Origin of the sequence: Serratia sp. Nf2, from assembly GCF_003028435.1 — a bacterium.
In the GTDB taxonomy this organism is placed as follows: Bacteria; Pseudomonadota; Gammaproteobacteria; order Enterobacterales; family Enterobacteriaceae; genus Serratia; species Serratia marcescens_L.
Map to the genome: position 1 here is coordinate 13704 of NZ_PYTW01000012.1, position 17205 is coordinate 30908.

Annotated in this window: 17 protein-coding genes; 6 read left to right on the forward strand and 11 right to left on the reverse strand. The window is 61.5% G+C overall.

Annotated features, from left to right (window positions below):
• A complete protein-coding gene (kefG, locus tag C9411_RS22400) occupies nucleotides 1-552 on the reverse strand; it encodes a glutathione-regulated potassium-efflux system ancillary protein KefG (protein WP_025159909.1) in 552 nt (183 codons plus the stop codon).
• A 129-nt stretch (nucleotides 553-681) separates the two neighbouring features.
• On the opposite strand from kefG, the gene C9411_RS22405 reads away from it, so the two are divergent.
• Nucleotides 682-2595, forward strand: coding sequence for an ABC transporter ATP-binding protein (locus tag C9411_RS22405; RefSeq protein ID WP_063991668.1), 1914 nt, complete (start codon nucleotides 682-684; stop codon nucleotides 2593-2595).
• A 3-nt stretch (nucleotides 2596-2598) separates the two neighbouring features.
• Here the strand turns inward: C9411_RS22405 and tauD are convergent, their stop codons facing one another.
• From tauD to C9411_RS22435, 6 genes are all read right to left on the reverse strand, one after another.
• Nucleotides 2599-3447, reverse strand: a complete 849-nt coding sequence (gene tauD / locus C9411_RS22410) for a taurine dioxygenase (protein ID WP_033636267.1) — start codon at nucleotides 3445-3447, stop codon at nucleotides 2599-2601.
• The gene (gene tauC, locus C9411_RS22415; protein ID WP_063991669.1) at nucleotides 3444-4280 is read right to left on the reverse strand and encodes a taurine ABC transporter permease TauC; all 837 of its coding nucleotides are present in this window, start codon (nucleotides 4278-4280) and stop codon (nucleotides 3444-3446) included. Before tauC ends, tauD begins: the two co-directional genes overlap by 4 nt.
• Nucleotides 4277-5044: a taurine ABC transporter ATP-binding subunit gene (gene tauB, locus C9411_RS22420; RefSeq protein ID WP_107227955.1), complete on the reverse strand. Its 768-nt coding sequence runs from the start codon at nucleotides 5042-5044 to the stop codon at nucleotides 4277-4279. The genes tauC and tauB overlap by 4 nt, the downstream gene beginning before the upstream one ends.
• 9 nt (nucleotides 5045-5053) lie before the next feature.
• Nucleotides 5054-6049, reverse strand: a complete 996-nt coding sequence (gene tauA / locus C9411_RS22425; protein ID WP_038878073.1) for a taurine ABC transporter substrate-binding protein — start codon at nucleotides 6047-6049, stop codon at nucleotides 5054-5056.
• Between the two features lie 114 nt (nucleotides 6050-6163).
• On the reverse strand, nucleotides 6164-6946 hold the full coding sequence (locus tag C9411_RS22430) for a PhzF family phenazine biosynthesis protein (RefSeq protein WP_107227956.1): 783 nt from the start codon (nucleotides 6944-6946) through the stop codon (nucleotides 6164-6166).
• Nucleotides 6947-6956: 10 nt separating this feature from the next.
• The gene (locus C9411_RS22435) at nucleotides 6957-7559 is read right to left on the reverse strand and encodes a LysE family translocator (RefSeq protein WP_063991672.1); all 603 of its coding nucleotides are present in this window, start codon (nucleotides 7557-7559) and stop codon (nucleotides 6957-6959) included.
• Nucleotides 7560-7678: 119 nt separating this feature from the next.
• Between C9411_RS22435 and C9411_RS22440 the strand changes: the two genes are divergently transcribed.
• The 3 genes from C9411_RS22440 to C9411_RS22450 all read left to right on the forward strand — a co-directional run bounded on the left by C9411_RS22440 (nucleotide 7679) and on the right by C9411_RS22450 (nucleotide 9910).
• Entirely contained in the window at nucleotides 7679-8659 is a 981-nt protein-coding gene (locus C9411_RS22440) for a hydrolase (RefSeq protein ID WP_063991673.1), read from the forward strand.
• Nucleotides 8656-8889, forward strand: coding sequence for a YheU family protein (locus tag C9411_RS22445; RefSeq protein WP_004930376.1), 234 nt, complete (start codon nucleotides 8656-8658; stop codon nucleotides 8887-8889). The genes C9411_RS22440 and C9411_RS22445 overlap by 4 nt, the downstream gene beginning before the upstream one ends.
• Before the next feature lie 151 nt (nucleotides 8890-9040).
• A complete protein-coding gene (locus C9411_RS22450) occupies nucleotides 9041-9910 on the forward strand; it encodes a phosphoribulokinase (RefSeq protein ID WP_033636275.1) in 870 nt (289 codons plus the stop codon).
• A gap of 38 nt (nucleotides 9911-9948) precedes the next feature.
• Here the strand turns inward: C9411_RS22450 and C9411_RS22455 are convergent, their stop codons facing one another.
• On the reverse strand, nucleotides 9949-10356 hold the full coding sequence (locus C9411_RS22455; RefSeq protein ID WP_063991674.1) for an OsmC family protein: 408 nt from the start codon (nucleotides 10354-10356) through the stop codon (nucleotides 9949-9951).
• A gap of 382 nt (nucleotides 10357-10738) precedes the next feature.
• Between C9411_RS22455 and crp the strand changes: the two genes are divergently transcribed.
• Complete coding sequence (gene crp / locus C9411_RS22460; protein ID WP_004090925.1) at nucleotides 10739-11371, forward strand: cAMP-activated global transcriptional regulator CRP; 633 nt, start codon at nucleotides 10739-10741, stop codon at nucleotides 11369-11371.
• Nucleotides 11372-11421: 50 nt separating this feature from the next.
• Nucleotides 11422-13500 carry a YccS/YhfK family putative transporter gene (locus C9411_RS22465; RefSeq protein WP_107227957.1) on the forward strand — a complete coding sequence of 693 codons (2079 nt, stop codon included), beginning with the start codon at nucleotides 11422-11424 and terminating at the stop codon, nucleotides 13498-13500.
• Between the two features lie 40 nt (nucleotides 13501-13540).
• Here the strand turns inward: C9411_RS22465 and C9411_RS22470 are convergent, their stop codons facing one another.
• The 3 genes from C9411_RS22470 to C9411_RS22480 form a co-directional block, all read right to left on the reverse strand.
• Complete coding sequence (locus C9411_RS22470) at nucleotides 13541-14758, reverse strand: aspartate aminotransferase family protein (RefSeq protein WP_107227958.1); 1218 nt, start codon at nucleotides 14756-14758, stop codon at nucleotides 13541-13543.
• Nucleotides 14759-14889: 131 nt separating this feature from the next.
• Nucleotides 14890-15465 (reverse strand): aminodeoxychorismate synthase component II, encoded by a 576-nt coding sequence (locus C9411_RS22475; protein WP_063991677.1) that lies wholly within the window; start codon nucleotides 15463-15465, stop codon nucleotides 14890-14892.
• Nucleotides 15466-15537: 72 nt separating this feature from the next.
• Entirely contained in the window at nucleotides 15538-17064 is a 1527-nt protein-coding gene (locus C9411_RS22480; RefSeq protein ID WP_063991678.1) for a helicase HerA-like domain-containing protein, read from the reverse strand.
• Between the last annotated feature and the right edge of the window lie 141 nt (nucleotides 17065-17205).

The window sequence follows — 17205 nt, forward strand, 5'->3', positions numbered from 1 at the left end:
TCACCGCCCTCCGTGAGGCAGCGGGTGGCTCAGCCACTCGCCGTAGGCGTCCGCATGGCTGCGCAGCACCTCCGGCTTTTGCCGCCGCGCCCAGTACACCACGAACGGCGTCAACCAGTGCATATGGCACATCCCGGCGGTCAGCTCGAACGGCCGCAGAATATCTTCCATCGGGTAGTGGTTATAACCGCCGGTGCGGTAGGCGCCTTCCGGTTCGCCGGTGGTGATCACCGAGCGCCAGTATTTGCCCGCCAGCGCATTGCCGCCCACGCCGCTGGCGAAGCCGCGCGACAGCACGCGATCCAACCACTCCTTCAGCAGCGCCGGGCAGCTGTAGGTGTACAGCGGGTGCTGAAACACGATGACCTGATGCTCACGCAGCAGCTGTTGTTCATGATGGATATCGATAAAAAAATCAGGGTAGTGCGCGTAGAGATCGTGCACGGTGACATGTTCCAACTGCTGCGCCGGTCGAAGCAAAACCCGGTTCGCCACCGAGTCATGGGATTCCGGATGGGCATACAGCAGCAAGACCTTGGGCGGCTGCGACATCATTCCCCTCCAAAGCGTCGTCAGGGTAGCGGTTTTCCGTTACCATGCATCGCAAAGACAAAAACAGCGCGCGGTACGCGTTCTGTTACCTTAATGATAATTTAACATACTCTGAACATACGGCGCTTTATGATTGTATTCTCCTCGCTACAAATCCGACGCGGCATCCGCGTCCTGCTGGACAACGCCACGGCGACGGTTAATCCAGGTCAGAAGGTCGGCCTGGTGGGCAAAAACGGCTGCGGCAAATCCACGCTGCTGTCGCTGTTGAAGGGCGAGATCGCGGCGGACGGCGGCAGCTTTACCTTCCCCGGCAACTGGGCGCTGGCCTGGGTCAACCAGGAGACGCCGGCGCTGGACGTGCCGGCCATTGAGTATGTTATCGACGGCGACCGCGAGTTTCGCCAACTCGAAGCCGAATTGCAGGCGGCCAACGACCGTAACGACGGCCACGCCATCGCGACCCTGCACGGCAAGCTGGACGCCATCGACGCCTGGACCATCCGCTCCCGCGCCGCCAGCCTGCTGCACGGCCTCGGCTTCTCCAACGAACAGCTGCAAAGCCCGGTGCGCGACTTTTCCGGCGGCTGGCGCATGCGCCTCAACCTGGCGCAGGCGCTGGTGTGCCGGTCGGACCTGCTGCTGCTCGACGAACCGACCAACCACCTGGATCTCGATGCGGTGATCTGGCTGGAGCGCTGGCTGAAAAGCTATCCCGGCACGCTGGTGCTGATCTCGCACGACCGCGACTTCCTCGATCCGATCGTCGACAAGATCCTGCATATCGAACAGCAGACGATGAATGAATACACCGGCAACTATTCGTCGTTTGAACGCCAGCGCGCCACCAAGCTGGCGCAGCAGCAGTCGCTGTATCAGCACCAGCAAGAGAAAGTGGCGCACCTGCAAAGCTATATCGACCGTTTCCGCGCGCAGGCCACCAAGGCCAAGCAGGCGCAGAGCCGCATCAAGATGCTGGAGCGCATGGAGCTGATCGCCCCGGCGCACGTCGACAATCCGTTCACCTTCAGCTTCCGTCCGCCGGAAAGCCTGCCGAACCCGCTGCTGCGCATGGACAAAGTCAGCGCCGGGTATGGCGATAAAGTGATCCTGAAGTCAATCAAGCTGAACCTGGTGCCCGGCTCGCGCATTGGCCTGCTCGGCCGCAACGGTGCCGGTAAATCGACGCTGATCAAACTGCTGGCCGGCACCCTGGAACCGCTGAGCGGCGAGATAGGCCTGGCGAAAGGCATAAAGCTGGGTTACTTCGCCCAGCACCAGCTGGAATTCCTGCGCGCCGACGAATCGCCGCTGCAGCACCTGAGCCGCATCGCACCACGGGTGCTGGAGCAGCAGCTGCGCGACTATCTGGGCGGTTTCGGTTTCCAGGGCGACAAGGTCAGCGAAGTGACCGAACGTTTCTCCGGCGGCGAGAAGGCGCGGCTTGTGCTGGCGCTGATCGTCTGGCAGCGCCCTAACCTGCTGCTGCTCGATGAACCGACCAACCACCTGGATCTCGACATGCGTCAGGCGCTGACCGAGGCGCTGATCGATTTCGAAGGCGCGTTGGTGGTGGTCTCGCACGACCGTCACCTGCTGCGCTCCACCACCGACGATCTGTACCTGGTGCACGACGGCCAGGTCGAGCCTTTCGAGGGCGATCTCGACGACTACCAGCAGTGGCTTGTCGACCTGCAGCGCCAGGAAAGCCAGCAGGACGCACCGGAAAAAGAGAGCGGCGGCAACAGCGCGCAGGCGCGCAAGGATCAAAAACGCCGCGAGGCGGAGTTCCGTACGCAGACCCAGCCGCTGCGCAAGCAGATCGCCAAGCTGGAACAACAGATGGAAAAACTGGGCGCCGAACTGGCGGCGGTGGAGGCACAGCTGGCGGATTCCGCACTGTACGACATCAGCCGCAAGGCCGAGTTGACCGACTGCCTGCAAAAGCAAAGCCAGGCCAAATCCGTGCTGGAAGAGACGGAAATGACCTGGCTGGATGCGCAGGAACAGCTGGAACAGTTAACGCAGGCGTTCGAAGCCTAAGCTTCAGGCCTTGTAAAAAGGCCTATCCCCCAGAATGGTCGCGCGGTGCATGATGCGCCGCTGCGGCAGATAATCCGCGTTCGCGTAGTGCTGCGTCACGCGGTTATCCCAGATCGCCACGTCATTTTCCTGCCAGCGCCAGCGCACCTGAAACTCCGGTTTGGTGATGTGAGCAAACAGGAAATTCAGTAAAGCGTCGCTCTCTTTCGGCGCCAAATCGACGATCCGCGTAGTAAACCCTTCATTGACGAACAACGCCTGCCGGCCGCTGACCGGGTGAGTACGCACCACCGGATGCAACAGCGGCGGATTTTTCTGCACCGCCAGCTGCCAGCGCTGATGCTCCTCTTCACTGCCGCGATGCTTGTGTTCCGGGAACGACTTGGTGAAGTCATGCTCCGCGCGCAGCCCCGCCAACAGCGTTCTGAACGGCGCCGACAGCGCCTCGTAGGCCGCGATGCCGCTGGCCCACAGCGTGTCGCCGCCGGTGGAAGGCAGCGTCTTGGCCGCCAGGATCGCCCCCAGCGGCGGGTTCTCGATAAAGGTCACGTCGGTGTGCCAGTTATCGTTGTCCGGCGGGTTGTCGTCGTGGGTATCGAGCACGATGATCTCTTCCACGTCGGTGGCGTGCGGATAGACCGGATGGATATGCAGATCGCCGAAGCGGCCGGCCAGATCGCGCTGCTGCAGCGGCGTGATCGGCTGATTGCGGAAGAACAGCACCTGATGCTTCAGCAAGGCATGATAAAGCTGTTCAAACTGCCCGTCGCCCAGCGGTCGGGCCAACTCGACGTTTTCCACCAGCGCCCCGATGTAAGGCCCCAGCGGGGTGATATTCAGACGTTCGTTCATTGCTGTACTCCATGCCACGGGGTCAATCGGCGCTGCAGGGCACGCAGCCCCAGCTCCAGCCCAAATGCAATCACCGCAATCACGCCGATGCCGGCCAACACCACGTCGGTCGCCAGAAACTCACCGGCGGATTGCACCATAAATCCCAGGCCGCGCGTGGCGGCGATCAGTTCAGCGGCCACCAGCGTCGACCAGCCGACGCCCAGCCCGATGCGGATGCCGGTCAGGATCTCCGGCAGCGCGCTCGGCAGCACCACGAAACGCAGCACCTGCCAACGCGTGGCGCCCAACGCGCGGGCGGCACGCACCCGCACCTGGGCCACGCTGCGCACGCCGGCCACGGCAGACAGCGTCACCGGCGCGAAGATCGCCAGATAAATCAGCAAGATCTTTGAGGTTTCACCGATGCCGAACCAAATCACCATCAGCGGCAGATAGGCCAGCGGCGGCACCGGGCGATAGATCTCAATCAGCGGATCGAGGATGCCGCGCACCGTGTCGTTCAGCCCCATGGCGATGCCCACCGGGATGCCGACGATCACCGCCGCCAACAGCGCTACCAGAATGCGTCCCAGGCTGGCCGCCAGATGTTGCCACAGCGTGGCGTCCATAAAACCCTGCGGGCTGGCGATGGCGATCAGCTGGTGCAGCACCTGCTGCGGCGCCGGCAAAAACAGCGGGCTGATCAGCTGCAGCGCCGTCACGCCCCACCAGACGATCAACACCGTCAACAGCGTGGCGCTGCTCAGCCAAACATTGCGCGGCACGCTGAAACGGCGCGCCGCTTTGCCCTGCGGCTGCGCCGCGGCCTTCAGAGTGGAATGCAGGCTCATAGCAAGGCCTCGCGCTGTTGGAAAACTTTGCCCAGCACGTATTCGCGCTGCGCGATAAATTCAGGATCTGACTTGATGGCGCGGCAGGCTTCGCCGTCGGCATAGCGTTGGCCGAAGTTCAGCGACAGCCGCTCCACCACTTGCCCTGGCCCCGGCGACAGCAGCAGCAGTTCGCTGGCGAGGAACACCGCCTCTTCGATATCGTGGGTGATCAGCAGCACCTGTTTGCCGGTCTCACGCCAAATGGTCAGCAACAGCTCCTGCATTTGCTCGCGGGTGAACGCGTCCAGGGCGCCGAACGGCTCGTCCAACAACAACAGCCGTGGATCGGCGGCCAGAGCGCGGGCGATGCCGACGCGTTGGCGCATGCCGCCGGAAAGCTGCCAGATAAAGTGCTGTTCATACCCCGCCAGCCCCACGCGCTGCAGCATCTGCTCCGCCACCTGGCGGCGCTGCACCTTGCCGACGCCGGCCAGCTGCAGGCCGAACTCGACGTTGTCCACCACGTTGCGCCACGGCAGTAAGCCCTCATGCTGGAACACCACGCCCCGTTCGGCGCTCGGGCCGTGAACGGGCGTTCCATCCAGCGTGATGCTGCCAGCTGAAGGCTCGATAAACCCGGCGATCAAATTCAGCAGCGTGGTCTTGCCGCAGCCCGACGGGCCGAGCACCACCACCAGTTGCCCGGTGGCGATCTGGAACGACACGTCACGCAGCGCGGGCCGCCCCTGATACTCTGCTGAAAGATGATTGACGTTTAGCATCCTGCTTCCTTACGACTGCGGCGCAGCCTGCACCTGTTTCACAAAGCGGTCGGTCACGTAAGCGCTGTAGTCGCTGTCGACCTGCGGGATCTTGCCCTGCTGCTTGAGGAATTCGGCGGTATCGCGGATCGCCTTGTCCACCGGCTGGCCGAGTTGGGCAACCTGATCCGCCACCGGCAGATAACGGTTTCCCTTCACCAGCTCAGGCACCTGCGCTTCCGGCACGCCGCTCAGGCGCGCCAGCGTGCTGAGATGGCTTGGATCTTTCAGCCACTGTTCCGGCGCCGCCAGGTAGGCCTTTTGCGCCTGCAGGGCGCTGGCGGCAAAGGCGGTCACCACGTCGGGATGTTTCTCGGCAAAGTCTTTGCGCACCACCCACACGTCCAGCGTCGGCGAACCCCATTCGCCCACCTGCGCGGAGTCGGTCAACACCTTGCCCTGTTTGGCCAGTTCGTTGACCACCGGCGCCCAGACGTAAGCACCGTCGATGTCGCCGCGCTGCCAGGCGGCGGCGATGGCCGGCGGCTGCAAATTGAGGATCTTCACCTGCTCAGGCTTAATGCCCCAATGCTTGAGCGAGGCCAGCAGGCTGTAATGGGTGGTGGAGATAAACGGCACCGCAATGCGCTTGCCGATCAGATCCTGCGGACTTTTGATGTCATTCTTCACCACCAGCGCTTCGGAGCTGCCGAGCTGCGAGGCGATGAGGAACACTTCAATGGGGAGTTTCTGACTGGCGGCCACCGCCAATGGGCTGGAGCCGATATTGCCGATCTGCACGTCGCCGGAGGCCAGCGCACGCAGCACGCTGGAGCCGCTGTCGAACTTACGCCAGTCGACGGTCGCGCCGGACCGTTTGGCGAAGCTGTTTTCCGCCTGCGCCACCTTGGCCGGTTCTGCCGACGTCTGGTACGCCACGGTCACGTCCACCGCGTAGGCGCTGGCTGCGCTGAGCGACAGCGCCAACAGCGCCGCGTTGCGTAAGGAAAAGAGTTTGCCCGCCATGTTCCGCTCCGTTGATAAAAATCTGTTCAGTTGCTGACAGTTTTATCTGAGCGATGACGGGCGATAAAAGAATAAAAAAGTCTTCTTTATTACCTTGAGTAATATAAACGCAGATTACAGCGCGATCTTTCCGCGCAGGAACACATGAGCATAACCGCCGAGCAGCGTGCGATCCCCTTGCAGTTCGCAGAACAGCTCGCCGCCGCGCGCTGACATCTGCCGCGCATGCAGCCGATGGCGGCCGAGACGCGCCGTCCAGTAAGGCATCAGCGTGCAGTGCGCGGAGCCGGTGACCGGATCTTCACCGCCGTCGAGCGTGAAATAGCGCGACACGAAGTCCACGGTATCACCCGGCGCGGTAACGATCACCGCACGCTCCGCCAACGCGATCAGCGCCGGAATGTCCGGCCGCAGCGCGCGCACCTGCGCCTCGCTTTCCAGCACCACCATCAGCGCTTTCGCCTGCCACACCTCCTGTGGCTGCACACCCAGCAGCGCCGCGAGGCCCGCCGGTTCAGCCACCTTCTGCGGCGGCCGCGCGGGGAAGTCGAGCACCAGCCGTTCCCCGTCCTGCGCATCGCGCTTGACGAACAGCTCGCCGCCGGCCGATCTGAAACGAATATCCTGCAGCGCCGGATTGATCGCGCTGAACATCACATGCGCCGCCGCCAGCGTGCCGTGGCCGCAAAGATCGACCTCGCGTTCCGGGGTAAACCAGCGGATGGCGGTCATGTCGCCGTCATCCCAGACAAAGCTGGTTTCCGGCAGGCCGATCTCGTTGGCGATCGCCTGCAGCCGCGCCGCCGGCAGCGGCTGCGTCAGCAGGCACACTCCGGCCGGGTTGCCGCGCAGCCCTTCACCGGTAAAGGCGACCACGTGATAATAATTTTCCGCCATCGTTCGCTCCTTAATGCCAGATCAGTAACACACAGGCTGCGGTCAACAACCCCATGGAAACGTTGAAGATAACCCAGGCCTTTTTGCTGCGCAGCAGGCGGCCGATCACGGTGCCGAACGCCAGCCAGATAATGCCGGCGACGATGTTGACCACCAAAATGCCCAGCGCGATCGCCGCAATGGACCCGTTGTACTTATCGCCTGCCAGGCTGAAGCTGGCCACCGCCCCCAGCGCCATCAGCCAGGCTTTCGGATTGAGGAACTGCAGCAGCCAGCCCTGATACAGCCGCACCGGCTGCGGCGGCGCCACGTCGGTTTCCAGTTTTTCATAGGCGGCGGTGGCGACTTTCCACGCCAGCCACAGCAGATACAAACTGCCGAGGATTTTCAGGATCAGGTGCAGCGACGGGTAGACCAGGATCAGGCTGCCGACGCCGAAGGCCACCAGCAGCAAAATGCTTTGCATGCCGAGCATGATACCGATCATCAGCCACAGCGATCGCATAAAGCCGAAGTTGGCGCCAGAGGTGGTCAACAGCAGGTTATTGGGGCCAGGCGTGATGGCGGCGACCCACAGGAAGCCCAGCATCGAAAGGAATAAACTCGGTTCCATGGCACGGGTGCTCCTCACCCACGGCGCTTTTTTGCAGTATCATTGTTAATTCTTGGTATTGAAGCTAACAGTGCGCTAGGGATCTCACAATAGCCGCCCACAACATTTTTACTCAGCCTATGCCTAACACCTTTCGCCCTCTGACCGGGGCCAGTAACCCGCACCTGCAAACGCTGTTGCCGCGGTTGGTGCGCCGCCGCGTGTTATTGAAACCGCATTGGCAACGGCTGGAATTGCCCGACGGCGATTTCGTCGATCTCGCCTGGAGCGAAGATCCGGCGCAGGCGCGCGACAAACCGCGTGCGGTGCTGTTCCACGGCCTGGAAGGCAGCTTCTACAGCCCCTACGCGCATGGCCTGCTCAACGCCTGGCGTGAGCGTGGCTGGCTCGGCGTGGTGATGCACTTTCGCGGCTGCAGCGGCGTGCCCAACCGCAAGCAGCGCATCTACCACTCCGGTGAAACCGAAGATGCGCGCTTCTTCCTGCGCTGGCTACGTGACCGCTACGGCGAGGTGCCGACCGCGGCGGTAGGCGTTTCGCTCGGCGGCAACATGCTGGCCTGCTATCTGGCGCAGCAAGGCGCCGACAGCTTGCTGCAGGCGGCAGTGGTGGTCTCGGCGCCGCTGATGCTGGAGCCTTGCGCCTACCGCATGGAGCAAGGCTTCTCCCGCGTTTATCAGCGCTACCTGCTGGGGCAGCTGAAACAAAACGCCACCCGTAAGCTGTTGCACTACCCGGACACTCTGCCGCTCAAGCTGTCACAGCTGAACGGCTTGCGACGCATCCGCGAATTCGACGACGCCATCACCTCACGCATTCACGGCTTCAGCGACGCTATCGACTATTATCGCCGCTGCAGCGCCCTGCCGCTGTTGCCGGCTGTCCAGACGCCGCTGCTGATCATCCATGCGAAGGACGATCCCTTCATGACCCATGAGGTGATCCCCGACGTCGCCGGCCTGCCGCGCAATATTGAATATCAGTTGACCGAGTTCGGCGGCCACGTCGGCTTTGTCGGCGGCACGCTGAAAAAACCGCACATGTGGCTGGAGCATCGCATTCCGGCCTGGCTTTCCCCTTATCTGGACATCCCGACGTGATCATTCCCTGGCAAGAACTGGCAACCGACACCCTGAACAGCCTGATCGAATCCTTTGTGCTGCGCGAAGGCACCGATTACGGCGAGCACGAACGCTCGCTGGAACAGAAGGTGGAGGACGTGCGCCGCCAGCTGAAAAACGGCGAAGTGGTGCTGGTGTGGTCGGAACTGCACGAGAGCGTCAACATCATGCCGCGCGGCCAGTTCCGCGCCGGGCAGGAAGAAATTTAGTGGCGATCGGTTCTATGACTGACGGAAAAAATCAGGTAACAATGGGGCATTGCAAACCAGCGCGCGCCATTTTTTCCTGACATAGAGAGCGTCAACAAGAGCCACAATAATCCCCTGACCCCGGCGCATTCAACACGGAGTGACAACCACCATGTCTGCCAAACATCCCGTTATCGCGGTGACCGGTTCCAGCGGCGCCGGTACCACCACCACCAGCGTGGCGTTCCGCAAAATATTCCAACAGCTCAACATTCGCGCCGCCGAGTTGGAGGGTGACAGCTTCCACCGCTACACCCGGCCGGAAATGGACGCGGCGATCCGCAAGGCGCGCGATCTGGGCAGACACATCAGCTATTTCGGCCCCGAGGCCAACGACTTCGGCCTGCTGCAGCAGAGCTTTATCGACTACGGCAAGAACGGCACCGGCCGTTCGCGCAAGTATCTGCACACCTACGACGAAGCGGTGCCCTACAATCAGGTGCCGGGTACCTTCACCCCGTGGGAACCGCTGCCGGCGCCGACCGACGTGCTGTTTTACGAGGGGCTGCACGGCGGCGTGGTCACCGAGCACCACGACGTGGCAAACCACGTCGATCTGCTGGTCGGCGTGGTACCGATCGTCAACCTGGAGTGGATCCAGAAACTGATCCGCGATACCGGCGAGCGCGGTCACTCTCGCGAAGCGGTGATGGACTCGGTGGTGCGTTCGATGGAAGATTACATCAACTACATCACGCCGCAGTTCTCGCGCACCCACATCAACTTCCAGCGCGTGCCGACGGTGGACACCTCCAACCCGTTCGCCGCCAAGGCGATTCCCTCACTGGACGAAAGCTTCGTCGTGATCCACTTCCGCGGGCTGGATCAAATTGACTTCCCCTATTTGCTGGCGATGCTGCAGGGCTCGTTTATCTCGCACATCAATACGTTAGTGGTGCCGGGTGGCAAGATGGGGCTGGCGATGGAACTGATCATGGCGCCGCTGGTGCAGCGGCTGCTGGAAGGCAAGAAGATCGAATAAACGCGTTGAGCGCGGCGCCGGGCCGCGCTCCGTCTCGATTACGCCGGGTGGCGGATCTCGAAACTGTGGGTCACCGTGGCGGCCTTGTTAAGCATCAACGCCACCGAGCAGTATTTCTCTGCCGACAGGTTCACCGCACGCTCGACGATCTTGTCGGTCAGGTCCTGGCCGGTAACGATGAAATGCAGGTTGATATGGGTGAACAACCGCGGGGCTTCTTCACGGCGCTCGGAGGTCAGCTTCACCTCACAGTCGCGCACGTCGTTGCGCCCTTTTTGCAGGATGGACACCACGTCGATCGCGCTGCAGCCGCCCACCGACATCAGCACCATCTCCATCGGGCTGGGCGCTTTATCGCCGGCGTTGCCATCCATCAGCACCTGGTGGCCGGAGGCCGATTCACCCAAAAACGTTAACCCTTCCACCCATTTAACTCTTGCCTGCATTCTGGTCACTCCGGTTAATTTCTTAAAATCAGGGTACGCTTTCGCATAGAAACAGGCAACGTAACCTGATGCTAATCATGCTGAAGCGAGACAACACGAGACACCCGCCTTACTCTGTGCTACAAACAGAGCCGCAATAAATCTTTCCGGGACACTGAATTTCAGGGAAACGCCCAGAGAAAGGCTCCTTTACCGGTATGTTAACAGAATGTAGCTTGCAGCGCTTACGGCAAGTTAATATGCTAGAGCGACAGCGTATTTTTATGACACGCCTCAAAACTTGCCGGTAGCCCTCGCTCATGACTGCGGCTACAGGCGGGTTTTACAGGGAACTCTGACCCCTGTGACACAAGGCAGCGATAACAACAGAGGATAACAGCGAATGGTTCTCGGCAAACCGCAAACAGACCCTACTCTCGAATGGTTCCTGTCTCATTGCCATATCCACAAATATCCATCGAAGAGTACGCTGATTCACCAAGGTGAAAAGGCCGAAACGCTTTACTACATCGTGAAAGGCTCCGTCGCGGTGCTGATCAAGGATGAAGAAGGTAAAGAGATGATCCTGTCCTACCTCAACCAGGGGGATTTCATCGGCGAGCTCGGATTGTTCGAAGAAGGCCAGGAGCGCAGCGCCTGGGTTCGCGCGAAAACCGCCTGTGAAGTGGCCGAAATTTCCTACAAGAAATTCCGTCAGCTGATCCAGGTGAACCCGGACATCCTGATGCGTCTGTCCGCCCAAATGGCAAGCCGCCTGCAGGTCACTTCCGAAAAAGTGGGCAACCTCGCCTTCCTGGACGTGACCGGCCGCATCGCGCAAACCCTGCTGAATCTGGCGAAGCAACCCGACGCCATGACTCACCCGGACGGCATGCAGATCAAGATCACCCGTCAGGAGATCGGCCAGATCGTCGGCTGCTCGCGTGAAACCGTTGGCCGTATTCTGAAAATGCTGGAAGATCAAAACCTGATTTCCGCCCACGGCAAAACCATTGTCGTCTACGGCACCCGTTAATCCCTGAAGAAACGGCGCAATCTGCGCCGTTTTTTTGTCTGCTTTCTGCCATGTGGCGCCGCCTGATCTACCACCCGGAAATCAACTACGCACTGCGACAAACGCTGGTGTTGTGCCTGCCGGTGCTGTTCGGCCTGCTGATAGGCCAGCTACAGCTCGGCCTGATGTTCTCTCTGGTGCCCGCCTGCTGCAATATCGCCGGTCTGGACACACCGCATAAGCGCTTCTTTAAACGTCTGATCGTCGGCGGTTCGCTGTTCGCCTTCAGCAGCGTGCTGCTGCAACAGGCCATGTTGTGGCACGTGCCGCTGCCGGCGCTGATGCTGGGCCTGGCACTGCTGCTCGGCGTCACCGGTGAAATCAGCCCGCTGCACGCCCGGCTGTTGCCGGCGGCGCTGGTGGCCGCCATCTTCGCCCTCAGCACGGCCGGTACGGTGCCTCTCTGGCAGGCGCCGCTGCTGTACGCCATCGGCACCGCCTGGTACGGCTTATTCACTTGGTTCTGGTTCAAGCTGTGGAAAGAGCAGCCGATGCGCGAGACGCTCAGCCAGCTCTACCTGGAACTGGCGGACTATTTCGAAGCCAAATACTCGCTGCTGACCCAGCATATTGATCCGCAAACCGCGCTGCCGCCGCTGCTGGTGCGCCAGCAAAAGGTGATGGATCTGATCAGCCTTTTGTACCAACAGCTTAATTTCCTGCCGCACGCCAACAACCTCGAGCAAAAGCGCCTGCAGCGCGCCTTTCAGGTGGCGATGGATCTGCAGGAGCACATCACCGTCAGCCTGCATCTGCCGGAAGAGGTGCAAAAGCTGGTGGAGCAGAGCCAGGCCGAAGCGATCATTCGCCGCAATGCTCAGGTGATCGCCGGCCGGCTGCGCGTGGTGGCGCACGATATTCTCTACCATCAACATTCGAAGCGCTTCTCCATGACCCACGAGCTGGCGGCGCTGGAAAAAATGGCGGCGCAGCATCCCGATAACCCGGTCGGCCAGTTTTGTTATTACCACTTCAGCCGCATCGCCCGCCTGCTGCGTACCCAGCATCCGTTGTACCGCCGCGATCTGATGCCCGGCCAACACCGCCTGCCGTTTTGGCCGGCGCTGGCCAGCTACCTGTCGTTCAAATCCACCGCCCTGCGCAACGCCGCACGGCTGGGCGTGACGCTGGCGATCGGCAGCAGTCTGGGCGCGGTGTTTAACCTGCCGAAGCCTTACTGGATCCTGCTCACCATCATGCTGGTAAGCCAAAACGGGTATAACGCCACCCGGGTGCGCATTCAGCACCGTGCGCTGGGCACGATTGCCGGGCTATTGCTGGCGGCCGGGCTGCTGCAGCTGCAGTTGCCGGAAGGCGAAACGCTGAGCATCATGTTGGTGATCACGCTGCTGGCCTACCTGGTTTCGCGCAAGAACTACGGGCTGTCGGTGATTGGCTTTACGGTCACGGCGGTTTACACCCTGCAGCTGCTGGCGCTGAACGGCTCGCATTTTCTGGTGCCGCGCCTGATCGATACGCTGATCGGCTGCGTGCTGGCGTTCGGCGGCACCATTTGGCTGTGGCCGCAGTGGCAAAGCGGGCTGCTGCGCAAGAATGCCCATCAGGCGCTGGAGAACGATCAAGCCGCGCTGCGGCTGATGCTGAAGCAACCGGAACCGGACGCCACCGCGTTGGCCTATACTCGCATGCAGGTTAACCAGGCGCACAACGCGCTGTTCACCTCGCTCAATCAGGCGATGCAGGAGCCGGGGTTCGCGTCGAACTATCTGGCGGACATGCGGCTGTGGGTCACTCACAGCCAGTTCATCGTCGAACACCTGAACGCCATGACCATTCTGGCGCGCGAGCACTACATGCTGACGCCGAAACTGGCGGAAGCGTATCTGCAAACCTGTGAAATCGCGCTGCAAAGCTGCCAGCAGCGGTTGGAATACGACGGCCCGAGCAGCGGCAACAGCGGCATCATGCAGCCGCCGGATCTGCATCCGGACATGCCCGTCACCGAGATGGAGCGCCACCTGCGGCGCATTTTGTCGCACCTGAGCGTGATGCACACCATTTCGTCGCTGGCCTGGCGCCAGCGCCCGCACCACGGCATTTGGCTCAAGCGCAAACTGCGCGATCAATAAGGGCGCGGCATGCCGCGCCCCGTTATATGCCGCGCGGGCTTCAGGCGTTGATCACATCCTGCACCGCCAGCTCGAACAGCGCCATGCCGGCCTCGATATCCTGCAGCTCCACCACCAGCGACGGCGCGAAACGGATCACGTTCGGCCCGGCGTTGAGGATCATCAACCCACGCGCGGCGGCGGCGGTGAGGAAGTCGCGCGCTCTGCCGTGATAATGCGGCGTCAGCTCGGCGCCAATCAGTAACCCCATGCCGCGAATCGCGGTGAAAATACCGTATTTATCACCGATATGCTGCAAAGCCTGCACATACAGCGCATGACGCTGCTCGATGCCGCTCAGCACCTCCGGCGTATTGATCACGTCCAGCGCCGCCTCCGCCACCGCGCAGGCCAGCGGGTTGCCGCCGTAGGTGGTGCCGTGGGTGCCCACCTGCATCACCGACGCAATTTCTTCGGTTGTCAGCATGGCGCTGACCGGGAAACCGCCGCCCAGCGCCTTGGCGGTGGTGAGAATGTCCGGCGTCACGCCATAATGCATATAGGCGAACAGTTTGCCGCTGCGCCCCATGCCGCTTTGCACTTCGTCGAACACCAGCAGCGCCTGATGTTGATCGCAAAGCTCGCGCACGCCTTTGAGGAAGCCGGCGTCGACCGGCGTAATACCGCCCTCACCCTGAATCGGCTCCATCACCACCGCGCAGGTATGATCGTCCATCACCGCCTTCACCGCCGCCAAATCGTTGAACGGCACGTGCACGATGTCGGCCGGCTTCGGCCCGAACCCGTCAGAGTATTTGGCCTGCCCGCCCACCGACACGGTGAACAGCGTGCGGCCGTGGAACGCGTTATAGAAGGCGATGATTTTGGTTTTGTACGGACTGTGGCGGGTGATGGCGTAATGGCGCGCCAGTTTGAACGCCGCCTCGTTGGCCTCTGCGCCGGAGTTGGCGAAGAACACCCGGTCGGCAAAGGTGGCGTCGATCAGTTTGCTTGCCAAGCGCAGCGCCGGTTCATTGGTGAAGACGTTGCTGGTATGCCACAAAGTCTCGCCCTGGCGTTTGAGCGCCTCGACCAGCGCCGGGTGGCAGTGTCCCAGCGCCGTCACCGCGATGCCGCCGGAAAAATCGATGTACTCTTTTCCCTGCTGATCCCAGACCCGGCTGCCTTTGCCGCGCACCGGCACAAACTGGGCGGGTGCATAAACAGGCAGGATCACCTGGTCAAAGGTGCTGCGGCTCACTGCGGATTTTTCAGTCATTTTCGGCTCCACCCTGAAAGTTTTTCAGCGCTATCGTAATATCAGATTGAAAACATAATCACGAAATATGCATAAAAAACCAATCAAGCGCAAATGCAAAACGCCTGACGGGCGAAAAAAACGCACCGGAGTTAACGCTTGAGGAAATTATCCAGCAGTTGATGGCCCTGCTCGCTGAGCACGCTTTCCGGATGGAACTGCACGCCTTCCAACGCCAAAGTGCGGTGGCGGATGCCCATGATCTCGTCGCGCACGCCGTCGCGTTCGCTCCAGGCGGTCACTTCAAAGCAGCCCGGCAGCGTATCGGCTTTCAGCACCAGCGAGTGATAGCGGGTCACGGTCAGCGGATCGCTCAAGCCGCGAAACACGCCGACGCCCAGGTGACGAATCGCCGAGGTTTTGCCGTGCATCACCGCGCGGGCGCGCACCACCTCGGCGCCGAACGCCTGCCCCAGCGCCTGGTGCCCCAGGCACACGCCGAGGATCGGCAGCTTGCCGGCGAAATGACGAATGGCGGCCAGTGAGATGCCCGCTTCATTCGGGGTACAGGGGCCAGGGGAAATCACCAGATGCTGCGGCGCCAGCCGCTCGATATCGGCCAGCTGCAGCTCATCGTTGCGCTTCACCAGCACCTCGGCGCCCAATTCGCAGAAGTACTGGTAAAGGTTATAGGTAAAGGAGTCGTAGTTATCGATCAGCAGCAGCATGTTAGGTCCGACAGAGAAAAATGCCGCCACAGTGTACTGATTTAACCCGCCGCTGCCGACGATAATTTCCGCTTACTTTTTACGGCCGCCGGTGATCGAACCCAGCACGCCGCGCAGGATCTGGCGGCCGAGATCGCGCGCCATGCTCTTGGCGGCGGTCTGGACGATGCCGTCGCGCTTGCCGCCGCGCGGGCCAGTGGAACCGAACAACAACTCGTTCAAGCCGTCCATCAGGCCGCCGCCCGCCTGCTGTTGTTGCTGTTGCGCCTGCGGTTGCTGCCCCTGCTGCGGGGTGCCGAGGGTGGCAAAGCCCCCCGACGACAGCTTCTCGTAGGCGGACTCGCGGTCGATCATATCCTCATAGCGGCCATACAGCGGCGACTTGTTGATCGCGCTGTTCAGCCCTTCCGCACCGAGCATGCCCATTTTGGATTCCGGCGCGATCACCATCGCCCGCTCCACCACGTTCGGCCGGCCCTTCTCGTCGAGGAATGACACCAGCGCTTCGCCCACGCCCAGCTCGGTGATCGCCGTTTCGGCATCGAAGGCCGGATTGGCGCGCAGGGTTTGCGCCGCCGTCTTCACCGCCTTCTGATCGCGCGGGGTAAACGCACGCAGCGCATGCTGCACGCGGTTGCCCAACTGGCCAAGTACGCTGTCCGGGATGTCGAGCGGGTTCTGGGTGACGAAGTAAATGCCGACGCCTTTGGAGCGGATCAGACGCACCACCTGTTCGATCTTGGTCAACAGCGCCGCCGGCGCATCGTTGAACAGCAGGTGGGCCTCATCGAAGAAGAACACCAGCTTCGGCTGTTCAGGGTCGCCCACTTCCGGCAGGTGCTCAAACAGCTCGGCCAGCAGCCACAGCAGGAACACCGAATACAGCTTCGGCTGATTGATCAGCTTATCCGCCGCCAGTAGGTTGATCACGCCGTGACCATTGGCGTCGGTTTTCATCAGATCGTTGATGTCCAGCATCGGCTCGCCGAAGAACTGGTTGGCGCCCTGCTCTTCCAGCGTCAGCAACCCGCGCTGGATGGCGCCGATCGACGCGGCAGAGATATTGCCGTACTGGGTCTGGAATTGTTTGGCGTTGTCGCCGACGAACTGCACCATGGCGCGCAGGTCCTTCATGTCCAGCAACAGCAGCGCGTTGTCATCGGCGATCTTGAACACCAGCTGCAGCACGCCGCTTTGCACCTCATTCAGATCCAACAGGCGCCCCAGCAGCAGCGGCCCGAGATCGGAAATCGTGGCGCGGATCGGATGGCCCTTTTCGCCGTAAATATCCCACGGGATAATGGTGCAAGCCTGCGGCTGCCAGTCGGTGATGCCGATCGTCGCCAGGCGCGCCTGCAGTTTCTCGGAAGGCACGCCCTCGGCGCCGATGCCGGACAGATCGCCCTTCACGTCCGACAAGAACACCGGTACGCCGATGCGCGAGAACTGTTCGGCCATTTTCTGCAGCGTCACCGTCTTGCCGGTGCCGGTTGCCCCAGTGATCAGCCCGTGGCGGTTGGCCAACGCCGGCAAAATCACCAGATCCTGCTCCGGTTTTCCGTCTTTCATCGCCTTGGCGATAATCCGTGGTTCACTCATTTTCTGTTCCTTTGACGCTGACGCGGCGCGAAACGCGCCTGTGGATGCAATAAAGCTATAAGCGCCGCGTAACCCCGTCAAGGACAAACAAAAAGGGCGCCGTCGGGACGCCCATGATGCCTGTCTTTTCAGAATCCCCCT

What these genes read in the sequence shown, in the direction of transcription:
- kefG (WP_025159909.1), bottom strand. Translation starts at nt 552, where the DNA reads ATGTCGCAGCCGCCCAAGGTCTTGCTGCTGTATGCCCATCCGGAATCC.
- C9411_RS22475 (WP_063991677.1), bottom strand. Translation starts at nt 15,465, where the DNA reads ATGCTGCTGCTGATCGATAACTACGACTCCTTTACCTATAACCTTTAC.
- C9411_RS22480 (WP_063991678.1), bottom strand. Translation starts at nt 17,064, where the DNA reads ATGAGTGAACCACGGATTATCGCCAAGGCGATGAAAGACGGAAAACCG.
- C9411_RS22430 (WP_107227956.1), bottom strand. Translation starts at nt 6,946, where the DNA reads ATGGCGGAAAATTATTATCACGTGGTCGCCTTTACCGGTGAAGGGCTG.
- crp (WP_004090925.1), top strand. Translation starts at nt 10,739, where the DNA reads ATGGTTCTCGGCAAACCGCAAACAGACCCTACTCTCGAATGGTTCCTG.
- C9411_RS22455 (WP_063991674.1), bottom strand. Translation starts at nt 10,356, where the DNA reads ATGCAGGCAAGAGTTAAATGGGTGGAAGGGTTAACGTTTTTGGGTGAA.
- C9411_RS22450 (WP_033636275.1), top strand. Translation starts at nt 9,041, where the DNA reads ATGTCTGCCAAACATCCCGTTATCGCGGTGACCGGTTCCAGCGGCGCC.
- tauC (WP_063991669.1), bottom strand. Translation starts at nt 4,280, where the DNA reads ATGAGCCTGCATTCCACTCTGAAGGCCGCGGCGCAGCCGCAGGGCAAA.
- C9411_RS22465 (WP_107227957.1), top strand. Translation starts at nt 11,422, where the DNA reads ATGTGGCGCCGCCTGATCTACCACCCGGAAATCAACTACGCACTGCGA.
- tauA (WP_038878073.1), bottom strand. Translation starts at nt 6,049, where the DNA reads ATGGCGGGCAAACTCTTTTCCTTACGCAACGCGGCGCTGTTGGCGCTG.
- tauD (WP_033636267.1), bottom strand. Translation starts at nt 3,447, where the DNA reads ATGAACGAACGTCTGAATATCACCCCGCTGGGGCCTTACATCGGGGCG.
- C9411_RS22435 (WP_063991672.1), bottom strand. Translation starts at nt 7,559, where the DNA reads ATGGAACCGAGTTTATTCCTTTCGATGCTGGGCTTCCTGTGGGTCGCC.
- C9411_RS22470 (WP_107227958.1), bottom strand. Translation starts at nt 14,758, where the DNA reads ATGACTGAAAAATCCGCAGTGAGCCGCAGCACCTTTGACCAGGTGATC.
- tauB (WP_107227955.1), bottom strand. Translation starts at nt 5,044, where the DNA reads ATGCTAAACGTCAATCATCTTTCAGCAGAGTATCAGGGGCGGCCCGCG.
- C9411_RS22405 (WP_063991668.1), top strand. Translation starts at nt 682, where the DNA reads ATGATTGTATTCTCCTCGCTACAAATCCGACGCGGCATCCGCGTCCTG.
- C9411_RS22440 (WP_063991673.1), top strand. Translation starts at nt 7,679, where the DNA reads ATGCCTAACACCTTTCGCCCTCTGACCGGGGCCAGTAACCCGCACCTG.